The sequence below is a fragment of the Amycolatopsis sp. NPDC024027 genome, from assembly GCF_040638975.1.
In the GTDB taxonomy this organism is placed as follows: Bacteria; Actinomycetota; Actinomycetes; order Mycobacteriales; family Pseudonocardiaceae; genus Amycolatopsis.
On the sequence record NZ_JBEZYY010000023.1, the window covers coordinates 145,068 to 155,076 of the forward strand.

General features: G+C 70.1%; 11 protein-coding genes and 1 rRNA gene. 9 read left to right on the plus strand and 3 right to left on the minus strand.

Features of this window, described 5'->3' with window-relative positions:
* Positions 1-16: 16 nt before the first annotated feature.
* Genes AB0F52_RS41055 through lipB form a run of 3 tightly spaced genes read left to right on the plus strand, consistent with a single transcriptional unit; the run spans position 17 to position 2,252 of the window.
* Positions 17-892: a TIGR01777 family oxidoreductase gene (locus AB0F52_RS41055; protein WP_360182975.1), complete on the plus strand. Its 876-nt coding sequence runs from the start codon at positions 17-19 to the stop codon at positions 890-892.
* Positions 889-1,512: a phosphatase PAP2 family protein gene (locus AB0F52_RS41060; protein ID WP_360182977.1), complete on the plus strand. Its 624-nt coding sequence runs from the start codon at positions 889-891 to the stop codon at positions 1,510-1,512. The genes AB0F52_RS41055 and AB0F52_RS41060 overlap by 4 nt, the downstream gene beginning before the upstream one ends.
* A complete protein-coding gene (lipB, locus tag AB0F52_RS41065; RefSeq protein WP_360182979.1) occupies positions 1,509-2,252 on the plus strand; it encodes a lipoyl(octanoyl) transferase LipB in 744 nt (247 codons plus the stop codon). Before AB0F52_RS41060 ends, lipB begins: the two co-directional genes overlap by 4 nt.
* Positions 2,253-2,346: 94 nt before the next feature.
* Here lipB and AB0F52_RS41070 read toward each other — a convergent pair whose 3' ends face one another.
* On the minus strand, positions 2,347-3,282 hold the full coding sequence (locus AB0F52_RS41070) for an LLM class F420-dependent oxidoreductase (RefSeq protein WP_360182981.1): 936 nt from the start codon (positions 3,280-3,282) through the stop codon (positions 2,347-2,349).
* Between the two features lie 4 nt (positions 3,283-3,286).
* Entirely contained in the window at positions 3,287-3,898 is a 612-nt protein-coding gene (locus AB0F52_RS41075; RefSeq protein WP_103342363.1) for a TetR/AcrR family transcriptional regulator, read from the minus strand.
* 131 nt (positions 3,899-4,029) lie between these two features.
* Here AB0F52_RS41075 and AB0F52_RS41080 point away from each other — a divergent pair, with 131 nt between their 5' ends.
* From AB0F52_RS41080 to AB0F52_RS41105, 6 genes are all read left to right on the plus strand, one after another.
* A complete protein-coding gene (locus tag AB0F52_RS41080) occupies positions 4,030-4,551 on the plus strand; it encodes a hypothetical protein (protein ID WP_360182983.1) in 522 nt (173 codons plus the stop codon).
* A 19-nt stretch (positions 4,552-4,570) separates the two neighbouring features.
* Positions 4,571-5,521, plus strand: coding sequence for an oxidoreductase (locus AB0F52_RS41085; RefSeq protein ID WP_360182985.1), 951 nt, complete (start codon positions 4,571-4,573; stop codon positions 5,519-5,521).
* A gap of 25 nt (positions 5,522-5,546) precedes the next feature.
* Entirely contained in the window at positions 5,547-6,548 is a 1,002-nt protein-coding gene (gene lipA, locus AB0F52_RS41090; protein ID WP_360182987.1) for a lipoyl synthase, read from the plus strand.
* 45 nt (positions 6,549-6,593) lie between these two features.
* A complete protein-coding gene (locus AB0F52_RS41095) occupies positions 6,594-7,241 on the plus strand; it encodes a DedA family protein (protein WP_360182989.1) in 648 nt (215 codons plus the stop codon).
* Between the two features lie 17 nt (positions 7,242-7,258).
* The gene (locus AB0F52_RS41100; RefSeq protein WP_360182991.1) at positions 7,259-8,128 is read left to right on the plus strand and encodes a patatin-like phospholipase family protein; all 870 of its coding nucleotides are present in this window, start codon (positions 7,259-7,261) and stop codon (positions 8,126-8,128) included.
* Between the two features lie 104 nt (positions 8,129-8,232).
* A complete protein-coding gene (locus tag AB0F52_RS41105; protein ID WP_360182993.1) occupies positions 8,233-9,444 on the plus strand; it encodes an Ig-like domain-containing protein in 1,212 nt (403 codons plus the stop codon).
* A gap of 475 nt (positions 9,445-9,919) precedes the next feature.
* Here the strand turns inward: AB0F52_RS41105 and rrf are convergent.
* Positions 9,920-10,009 (minus strand): 5S ribosomal RNA (gene rrf / locus AB0F52_RS41110); the annotation flags it as partial.

A 10,009-nucleotide genomic window follows, 5' to 3' on the forward strand; every position in this document is an offset into this window, starting at 1 on the left:
GGGCCACGATCGAACCATGCGAGTACTGATCGCCGGAGCGAGTGGCTTGATCGGGTCGGCGCTGGGCGAACGCCTGCGGCGCGAAGGCCACGAGGTCCGCCGCCTGGTGCGGCGGGAAGCCCGCGAAGGCGGCGAATTCCGCTGGGACCCGCCGTCGGGCACCGTCGCGAGCGGTGCCTTCGAGGGTGTCGACGCCGTCGTGAACCTGGGCGGGCAGCGGCTGTTCCCCGGCCGGTGGAGCGCGATGCGCAAGCAGCAGCTCATCGACAGCCGGGTCGAGCCGACCGAAGTGCTCGCCGAAGCGGTAGCCGAACACGGCATCGGCGTGCTCGTCAACGCCTCCGCCGTCGGGTACTACGGCCACACCCACGAGTCCATTGTGGACGAGTCCGCGCCGCGCGGCCGGGGTTTCCTGGCCGAACTGTGCGAAGAGTGGGAAGCGGCGACGGCGGCAGCAGGTGACGCGCGCGTCGTGAAGATTCGGACGGGGCTCGTCCTGTCCGCGAAGGGCGGGTTGTACGGCACGCTGCGCCCGCTCTTCGCCCTGTGCCTGGGCGGCCGGCTCGGGGACGGCCGCCAGTACATGCCGTGGATCTCCCTCGAGGACGAGGTCGGCGCGATCGTCCACGTCCTGACGCACGACGACGTCTCCGGGCCGGTGAACCTGAGCGGCCCGGAACCGGTGACCAACGCCGAGTTCACCCGGGCCGTCGGCCGCGCGCTGCACCGGCCCGCGCCGTGGTGGGTGCCCGGGGTGGCGCTCAAGGCCGTGCTCGGCCAGGCCGGCGAGGAGATGGCGCTGTTCGGGCAACGGGCCGTCCCGGCCGCGCTGGAGCGGTCGGGGTACGCGTTCCGGCACCGGACCCTGGACAGCGCGCTCGCCGCGGCATGAGTGTCCGGCTGCAGCGCTGGCTGGTCGTGGGCCTGGTGTTCTCGGCCGCGTTCGTCCTGCTCGGGCTGAGCGTGGCGCGGCAGCCGCTGGCCCTCGACGTCGCGGTCTCGAAGGCGCTTCACGGCGTGTACGCGGAGCCGCTCGGGCGGGTCGCGCAGGCCGGCAGCGACGTCCTCGGCCCGGTGCTCCCCTACGTCCTCGGCGTCGCGCTGCTGGCGCTGGCGCTGCGGCGGCGTGCGGACGTCGGCTTGTGCGTCCGGCTGGCCGTCGTGCTGCTGTTGTGCCGGCTGACCAGCTTGGTGTTCAAGCCGATCTTCCTGCGGGAACGCCCGCGCGACTACCCGGACCTGAGTTATCCGAGCGGGCACGTGGTGTCGGTGGCGAGCACCGGGTTCGTCCTGCTCCTGCTGTGCGCGTGGGTGTGGCCGCGGCTGGTCCGGCGGGTGGCTGCGGCCGTCGCGGTGGCCGTGGTGCTGTCGGCCGCCTGCCGCGTCGTGCTCGGCGTGCACTGGGTGACGGACACGATCGGCGCAGTGCTGGCGGTGACCGGTGTCGGGCTGCTCTCAGCGTGTGCCTTGCGGCTGCTTCCCCCGGGTGACGGGCGTAGCCTCGACGGGTGAGTTCTTCCCGCACTTCCTGCCGCGCCAGCACCGAGCCCGTCGACGTCCGGGAACTCGGCACGATCGACTACACCGAAGCCTGGGAGCTCCAGCGCGGCCGGCTCACCGAGCGCGCCGACGGCACCGCGCCGGACACGATGTTCCTGCTGCAGCACCCGTCGGTGTACACGGCGGGCAAGCGCACCGAGCCGGCCGACCGGCCGGTGGACGGCACCCCGGTGATCGACGTCGACCGCGGCGGCAAGATCACCTGGCACGGCCCGGGCCAGCTGGTCGGCTACCCGATCGTCAAGCTCGCCGACCCGATCGACGTGGTCCACTACGTGCGGCGCCTGGAGGAGGCGCTGATCCACGTGTGCGACCAGCTCGGCGTGGCGACCGGCCGCGTGGAGGGCCGCAGCGGCGTGTGGATCCCGGCCGACGAGCGAGGGATCGAGCGCAAGATCGCGGCGATCGGCATCCGCGTCCAGCGCGGCGTGACGATGCACGGCTTCGAGCTGAACTGCAACGCGGACCTGGCGGCGTTCGATTCGATCGTCCCGTGCGGCATCCGCGACGCGGGTGTGACGTCCCTGTCGTACGAGCTCCAGCGGGACGTGACGGTGGAAGCGGTCCTCCCCCTGGCCCGCGACGCGGTGCTGGCGGCCCTCGAAGGCGAGCTCCCGGTGAGCGAGGACCGCTGGCTCCCGCGCCCGGAAGCCCCTCAGGCCCCCGGCGTCACCTTCGCCCTCCAGAACTGAAAACGGCCGGCCTCCTGTGGACAACAGGAGGCCGGCACGGTTTCAGGCTCCGGAACTGTCGGACCGTTCCGCTAGCGTGGAAAACGGGGGCTGCTCAGTCCAGCTGCGGCGCGACCTCGGCGGCGATCAGGTCGATCTGGTCCAGATCCGACAGATCCAGCAGCTGCAGGTAGGCCCGGGTGATGCCGGTCTTTTCCCGCCACTGCCCGATCCGGTCGACGACCTCCGCGGGCGACCCGGCCAAGCCGTTGGCCCGCAGCTCGTCCACGTCCCGCCCGATCACCGACGCCCGCTGCGCGACTTCCGCGTCCGAGCGGCCCACGCCGATGACCAGCGCCACCGAGCGCAGGATCTCCTTCGGGTCCCGGCCGATCTCCGCCGCCGCGGCCTCGACGCGGGCGAACTGGGCCACCGCCGTCTCCGCGTCGGTGAACGGCAGGTTGAACTCGTCGGCGAACCGGGCCGCCAGGGCCGGGGTGCGTTTCTTGCCGGCGCCGCCGATGATCACCGGCGGGGCCGGGGACTGCGCCGGCTTCGGCAGCGCCGGCGACTCGGCCAGCGTGTAGTGCTCGCCCGCGAACGAGTACGTCGAGCCCGCCGGCGTCTTCCACAGCCCGGTGATGATCTCGAGCTGCTCGGCGTAGCGGTCGAAGCGCTCCTTCAGCGGCGGCAGCGTCAGGCCGTACGCCGCGTGCTCGGCGTCGTACCAGCCGGCGCCGAAGCCGAACTCCACGCGGCCGCCCGACATCTGGTCGACCTGCGCCACGGAGATGGCCAGCGGCCCCGGGTGGCGGAACGTCGCCGCGGTGACGAGCGTGCCGAGCCGGATCCGGCTGGTCTCCCTGGCCAGGCCGGCGAGGGTGATCCACGCGTCGGTCGGGCCGGGCAGGCCGTCGGCCGAGCCCATCTTCAGGTAGTGGTCGCTGCGGAAGAAGGCGTCGTACCCGGCGGCTTCGGTCGCCTTGGCGACGCGCAGCAGGTCGTCGTAGCTGGCCCCTTGCTGGGGCTCGGTGAAGATCCTCAAGTCCACGACGTCAGCCTATAGAGACGTCGGGCTCCGTGCGCCTCAGCCGGACCAGCATGCGGACGATCACGTCCTCGATCTCGGCGCGGACCTTCTTCGGGTCGGGCGAACTGGCGATTTCGGTCGCCGCGCTCGACAGCGCGCCGAACAGCAGCCGCGCGGTGACCTCGACCGGCACCGGCTCGACCTCGCCCGCGTCGATCAGCGACTGCAGGCCCGAGCGGACCAGCCCGAAGCTGCACCGCTCCTCGGCCTCGCGCCAGCGCTCCCAGCCCATCACGACCGGGGCCTCGTGGATGGCGATCCGCTGGTAGGCGGGGTCGAGGCAGGCGCGGAAGAACGCGTTGAGCCCGGCGAGCGCTCGCTCCCACGGCGTGCCCTCCCCGGTCATGATCTTGTCGAGCCGGTCGTACACGAGGCTCTCGACCTGGTCGAACGCGGCTTCGAACAACGCCTGCTTGCCGCTGAAGTGGTGGTACAGCGCGCCCTTGGTCACCCGGGCGCGTTTGGCGATCTCGTCGAGCGAGGTTCCCGCGTAACCGCGCTTGGTGAACAGTTCGACCGCGCTGTCGACCAGCGCGGACCGCGTCGACTCGGAGTAGTCGAGTCGTCTGGACCTCATTGTCGCCACCTTCACAACTTTACGCCCGGAACAGCTCTCCATACTCATGGTATGTTCGGCGCGTCAGGTCCGTACCGGGAGTATGCCGCAGACCCGCGGTATGACCCGGGCCACGGAAGGGGAGCCACACGATGAGCTGGACAGACTTCTACCGACGTCAGGAAATCCTCGACGCGACCGTCCGCCTGGCCGCCCGGAATCCCGGCGAGCCGCTGCCGCTCGAGGAGGTGCCCGGTGCCGAAGAGCACTTCGGCACCGAGGAAAACGTCCTCACCGCCCTGCAGTACCAGTGGACGCGGACGCTGAGCGGGCGCCTGCGCACCGAGGTCATCGACCCGGACGACGCCGACGGCCTCGGCGACCACGTCGACGCCGTCACCCGCGCCTGGCGCGCCGCCGTCGACGAGCACGCCGACCTGCGCGCGGTCCTGGACGGCGCCTATGCGCGGCACGCGTCGCTGCGCCGGATGCACGAAGGCGAGCTGCGGATGCTCGCCGTCACGGCCGGACTGGCCGACCCGCGCGAACCGGCCGGCGAAATCGTCAAGGTGGGCCATGCGCTCGAGGCGTTGCTGCGCGCGAACCGCGAAGAAAGCACCCGCCGCCGTCCGGTGATCGGACACCTGCGCCGACTGCTCGCGCCCAGTGCGTAAACAGGTTTAAGTTTCACCCATGACACAGCGCTGGACCGAGGCCGACATCGTCGATCAGAGCGGCCGGACCGTCTTGGTCACCGGGGCGAACTCCGGTCTGGGGCTGCGCACCGCCGAGGTGCTCGCGGGCAAGGGGGCCCGCGTGCTCCTCGCCTGCCGCTCCGCCGAGCGCGGCGCGAAGGCACTGGAGATCGTGAAAGCGGCCGCCGCGGGCACCGAACCCGAGCTCATCCCGTTGGACCTGAGCGAGCTCGCCTCGGTGCGCGCGGCCGCCGTGTCGGTGCGGGAGCGCACCGGCGACGCGCTGGACGTGCTGGTCAACAACGCCGGCGTGATGGCGACCGCCCGCGGCCGCACCGCCGACGGCTTCGAGCTGCAGTTCGGCACCAACCACCTCGGGCACGCGGCGCTGACCTGGCTGCTGCTGCCCGCGCTGCGCGGCGGACGGGACGCCCGCGTCGTCGCGCTGTCGAGCCTGGCCGCCGTCGGCGCCCGGATCGACCTCGAAGACCCCAACGCCGAGCACCGCCGCTACAACCCGGCCACGGCGTACGGGCAGTCGAAGCTCGCCAACCAGGTGTTCGCCCTGGAGCTCGACCGGCGGCTGCGCGCGGCCGGCGACGACGTCCTCAGCGTCGCCGCCCACCCCGGGTACACCGCCACCGGCCTCGGCAGCGGGATGGCGCGCTCGTACGCCAACCCGGTCGTCCGCGCGGTCATCGCCGGGGGTCACCGGATCGGCGAAGTGCTCTTCGCGCAGAACGTCCGCCAGGGCGCGCTGCCGCAGCTGTACGCGGCCACCGCGGACGGCGTCGAGAGCGGCGACTACATCGTGCCGGGCGCCCTCGGCGGCACGCGGGGCAACCCGGTCAAGGGGCGTCCCCTGTCCGCCGCGCGCAGCGAGTCGCTGGGGGCCGCGTTGTGGGACGTCACCGCGAAGCTGACCGGCGTCACCCCGGATCCCGCGTAGCCCGGACGGGCGTACGGTTGAGCTCGTGAGTGCTGCACCTGAAGGCCGGAAGCTGTTGCGTCTCGAGGTTCGCAACAGTGAGACGCCGATCGAGAAGAAGCCGCCGTGGATCAAGACGCGGGTGCGGATGGGGCCGGAGTTCACCGAGCTCAAGGGTCTGGTTCGCCGCGAAGGTCTCCACACGGTGTGTGAAGAGGCCGGTTGTCCCAACATTTATGAGTGCTGGGAGGACCGTGAGGCGACGTTCCTGATCGGTGGGGATCAGTGCACGCGGCGGTGTGATTTTTGTCAGATCGATACCGGGAAGCCTGCGGAGCTGGATCGTACTGAGCCGCGGAAGGTCGCGGAGTCGGTGCAGGCCATGGGGTTGCGGTATTCGACGGTCACCGGTGTCGCGCGTGATGATTTGGCTGATGGTGGGGCGTGGCTGTATGCGGAGACCGTGCGGCAGATCCACGAGCTGAACCCCGGTACGGGTGTCGAGCTGCTGATCCCGGACTTCAACGCCGACCCCGCGCAGCTGGCCGAGGTGTTCGGGTCACGGCCGGAAGTCCTTGCGCACAACGTGGAAACCGTTCCGCGGATTTTCAAGCGCATTCGCCCGGGATTCCGGTACGCGCGCTCTTTGGAGGTCATCACGGCGGCGCGCGCGGCCGGTTTGGTGACGAAGTCGAACCTGATCCTGGGGATGGGTGAGACGCCGGAGGAGGTGGCGCCGGCGATGCGGGATCTGGTCGACGCGGGGTGTGAGATCTTGACGATCACGCAGTACCTGCGTCCGTCGCCGCGGCATCACCCGGTGGATCGGTGGGTGAAGCCGGAGGAGTTCGTGGAGCACTCTCGCGCCGCGGAGGCGATGGGCTTCGCGGGTGTGATGGCGGGGCCGCTGGTGCGCTCGTCGTACCGCGCGGGACGGCTCTACGCGCAGACCAAGGCCCACCGCGGCGAGGTCCTGCCCGAGAACCTGCAGCACCTGGCGGCCGAAGGTCCCGCGGCACAGGAAGCCGCGTCCCTTCTGGCCAGGTGACGCGCGTCACCCCACCATCCTTAAAGGATCGGTAAAGTGGCGGGCATGGCCCTGGTTTCGGACCTCCTCAGCTGGTTGCAAGGACTGCCGGAACCGGGGCTCGTCGCCGCGACCGGCGGCCTGGTGTTCGCCGAGTGCACGATCGGGCTGGGCTTCCTGGCCCCCGGCGAATCCGGGCTGCTCGTCGCCGCGACGACGGCGAACACCGTCCCGCGGTTCCTGGTCCTGTGGCTGGTCGTCACCCTCTGCGCGACGGCGGGCGACGCGCTCGGCTACGGCATCGGCCGCCGCTTCGGGCCGCGCCTGCGTGAGACGAAGCTCATCCGCAAGTACGGCCTGGAGGCCTGGGACAAGGCCACCGCCGTCCTCGAACGCCGGGGCGCCTGGGCGGTGTTCTTCGCCCGGTTCCTACCGGTGATCCGGACGCTGACGCCGGCGGCGGCCGGGACGTCCGGGCTGCCGTTCCGCAAGTTCCTGCCGGCCGCCGCGGCGGGCGCGTTCTGCTGGTCACTGGTCCACATCAGCATCGGCGCGGCGCTGGGCGAGGCCGCGAAGCGCATCGAAGGCGCCCTGAACACCGGCGGCCTGATCGTCGTCGGCGTACTGGCCGCGGCCGCGGTGTTCTTCCTGGTGCGGCTGAAGAAGCGCAAAGCACCGGCCGCGCCCGAGCGGGAGCCCGAACGCGTGCCCTGAGTACTACATTCGGCGGTATGAGTCTCGCGGATCTCCCCCGCCCGGTCGGCTTCGTGCTCGGCGGGGGCGGCAGCCTGGGTGCCATGCAGGTCGGCATGCTGCGCGCCCTGACCGAGGCCGGGCTCACGGCGGACGTCGTGACCGGCACGTCGGTCGGTTCGCTCAACGCCGCCGTGCTGGCCCGCTCCGGCGAGGACGCGCTCGCGCGGCTGCACGACATCTGGGCGCACATGACGCGAGCCGAGGCGTTCCCGGGCGGCGTGCTGAGCCGCGTCCGGACGTTGACGCAGAGCAAAACTCACCTGTTTCCCAACACCGGCTTGGCCGGGATCATCGCCGACCACCTCGGCTCCGAGACGCGCTTCGAGGACTTGGCGCTGCCGCTGGGCGTCGTCACGACGCAGGTCGACACGGCCGAGCCGCTGCTGATCCGCTCCGGGCGCCTGCTCGAGCCGCTGCTGGCGAGCTGCGCGATCCCCGGGATCTTCCCGCCGGTGGAGCACGACGGGCAGTTGCTGTACGACGGCGGCCTCGTCGCGAACGTGCCGATGCGGCAGGCCCTCGCCATGGGGGCGAAGTCCTTGGTGGTGCTGGACTGCGCGTTCCCCGGGAAGCTGCCGGGCGCACCGCGGACGTTCGCCGAGGTGATGATGTTCACCGCGATGATCAGCATGCGGAACCAGGCGGTGCTGGAAGCGCCGGTGGCGGCCGCGCAGGTGCCGGTGCTCTACCTGCCGGGGCCCGCGCCGGTACGTGTGAACCCCCTGGATTTCGGGCACACGGAAACGCTGGCGGAAGAGGCGTACACGGCGGCGTGCGAATACCTCGGCGCACTATCGGTGAGCGGGCCGGGGCTGTACGGTGCACCCGGACTCGTCATCACGTGATCCACGTCACGCCGATGCACCGATCCGCCGACAAGAACGTCATCGCTATCGCGTAGTTTTGATGACGAATGCCCGCCGATCCCGATTCCCAAAAAAGAGATAATATGCTCCCCAAGAAGATTTTACTTTCGGTGGCCGGAATCCTTGCCGGAGCACTGCTGCTTTCCGCCTGCTCGTCCGGTGACGACGGTGGTTCGCCCGCCGGTGGGGCGCCGTCGTCGGGGTCCGCCTCGCCGTCCGAGACCCCGGTCGCGGTGACGTTCGAGCCCGCGGGCGGCACGGCGGTGAACCCGGCGACGCCGATCGTCGTCAAGGCCGCCAACGGGAAGCTCCTCGACGTCACGGTGACGAACGCGGCCAAGGGGAAGACGGTCGCCGGCAAGCTGGCGGGCGACGAGTCGAGCTGGACGTCCAGTGAGCCCCTCGGCTACGGCACGACGTACAAGATCGTCGCGCACGCCCAGGGCACCAACGGGAAGCCGGTCGAGCAGGACAACCAGATCACGACGCTGTCGCCGAAGAAGCAGGCGAACGCCAACCTGATCCCCGCGCCGTCCGCGGTGGCGAGCACGGGCGTCGGCGTCGGCCAGCCGATCGTGTTCAGCTTCGGCAAGGTCGCCGTCAAGGACAAGGCGGCGGTCGAGAAGGCGTTGACGGTGGAGTCGACGCCGAAGCAGGACGGCAGCTGGTACTGGATCGACGACTCGAACGTCCACTACCGGCCGAAGGAGTACTGGAAGGCCGGCACGACGCTGAAGGTGACGGCGAAGATCTACGGCGTCGATTTCGGCGGCGGGGTGTTCGGCGCGGAGGATCGTACGGAGACGTACAAGGTGCACGATTCCTGGATCGCGAAGGCGGACGGGAACAGCGAGCAGATGCAGATCTTCCACAACGGTGAGATGGTGAAGTCGATGCCGATTTCGATGGGCAAGGACGCCACGCCGACCCACCTGGGTGCGCACGTGATTTCGGACAAGCAGGCGAACTACACGATGGATTCCTGCACATACGGCGTCTGCCCGCCGGATCCGAAGGCGTACCGCTCGAACGAGAAATTCTCGGAGCGCATTTCCAACGACGGCGAGTTCGTCCACGAGAACCCGAACAGCGTGGGCCAGCAGGGTAGTTCCAACGTATCGCACGGGTGCATCAACCTGAACGACGCGAACGCCCAGTGGTTCTTCCAGAACATGGGCCTGGGCGACGTCGTGGAGGTCACCAATTCGGGCGGCCCCCAGCTCCCGGTCTGGGACCTGTACGGCGACTGGTCCAAGTCCTGGGCCGACTGGCAAGCCGGCTCCGCCATCAAGTAACCGCACCTTCCCGCCCACTCACCAGGGGGTCAGGAGCTCCGCTCCTGACCCCCTTCTTCGTGCCCACTCCGACCTTCTAGGCACACCAGCCGACCGTCCCGGCACACGAGTCGACTCTCCAATCACGCGAGTCGACCCCCCAATCACGCGAGTTCCGCCTCCAATCACGCGAGTTGCGGGTGTGATCACGTGAGTTGGGGCTCTCTGCTCTGGCCGGCGGTGAGCACCGGGAGGCTTCACGTGTGATCCGGGAGGCTTCATGCGTGATTGGAGGGGCATCACGCGTGATTGAGGGGTCGGCTCGCGTGCCGGGACGGTCGGCGCACGTACCCCAGGGGTCGGCCGGCGGGCCTGGAGGGTCGGTTTGCGGACCCACGGGGTCGGCCGGGGTGCTGGAAGCAGGTGGGGGAAATAGAAGAAGGGCCTGGGCCGGGAGACGTTGTCTCTACCGGGCCAGGCCCTTCCTTCACGTTAAGTTCGGCGGTGTCCTACTCTCCCACAACCCTTCGGTTGCAGTACCATCGGCGCTGTCAGGCTTAGCTTCCGGGTTCGGAATGGGACCGGG